A 942-nucleotide genomic window follows, 5' to 3' on the forward strand; every position below is an offset into this window, starting at 1 on the left:
TGCGGCCCGCCGCGGTCAGGCCGCCGCGCGGGTCCCTTTCGCGCGCGGATGCGCCGCGCTTGCGTGATGACTTTGCCGTCTTCTTTGCGGTGCGCTTGCGGGCCTTCTTCGCAGATTTCTTCGCCGACTTTGCTTTCGACGATTTTGACTTGGAAGTCTTCTTGGAGGACTTCTTCTTCGTTGCCACGCGCATGTTGTCCACGAGATTGGGATAGCGGCGGCCGGCGCGGCGGGCGCGCGCTTTCGCCGCCGATTTCTGCGCGGGACTGAGATGCTTGGAGGCCTTGCCGGCCCGTTTGCGAGGATTCGAGCGTTTCCAGGGAGCGCGCGATGTTTTTGCCATGGCGCGTCAACGCCTGATCACGGCAAGGGTTGCGTTGTCTAGATGATCAGGGCCCCGGCACTTTTCCGCTGATGGGCGCGGTCAGCATCGCCTCGAGCAACCGTTCGGCCGTCGTTCCCTCGGGCAGACGCCCGAGGATGTCCTTGAGCCGTCCGTCCAGCAGCAGCGTGGTGAAGCCGTGCACCATCGACCAGGCGCGCGCGATCGCGGCGCCCTGGTTCAGCGTTAGCGCGTCGCCGCTGATCTGCTCCTGCCGCATCATGCCGACGGCGTTGGCAAGCCCGGCGAAGGAGGCTTCAGCCGCCTCGTGCAGCGAGGGTCTCGAATAATCGAGCCGCTCGGTGCGGAACATGATGCCGTACATGCCGGGATGAGCCTGCGCATAGGCGACATAGGCTTTCGGCCGCGCCAGTGCGCATTCGAGCGGCGTGGTGGCGGCGTCCGAGGACGAGGACATCGCGGCGTTGAACTGACGGAAACCGACGGCCGCGAGTTCGCTGAGGAGCCCGGTGAGGTCACCGAAATGATGGGTCGGCGCGGCGTGCGAGACGCCCGCCTCGCGTGCCACCGCGCGCAAGGTGAGACCGGCGAGCCCATCG

General features: G+C 66.2%; 2 protein-coding genes. One reads left to right on the top strand and one right to left on the bottom strand.

Annotation, left to right across the window (positions count from 1 at the left end; translation table 11 throughout):
- Positions 1-215, top strand: a 215-nt coding sequence (locus MOV75_RS39730; protein WP_247008306.1) for a hypothetical protein, incomplete at its 5' end; no start/stop codon positions are given.
- A 174-nt stretch (positions 216-389) separates the two neighbouring features.
- On the opposite strand, the gene MOV75_RS39735 is transcribed toward MOV75_RS39730, so the two are convergent.
- A partial coding sequence (locus tag MOV75_RS39735; RefSeq protein WP_247008308.1) for a TetR/AcrR family transcriptional regulator occupies positions 390-942 on the bottom strand: 553 nt, incomplete at its 5' end.

It is taken from the genome of Bradyrhizobium sp. PRIMUS42 (genome assembly GCF_023006515.1).
Taxonomy (GTDB): domain Bacteria; phylum Pseudomonadota; class Alphaproteobacteria; order Rhizobiales; family Xanthobacteraceae; genus Bradyrhizobium.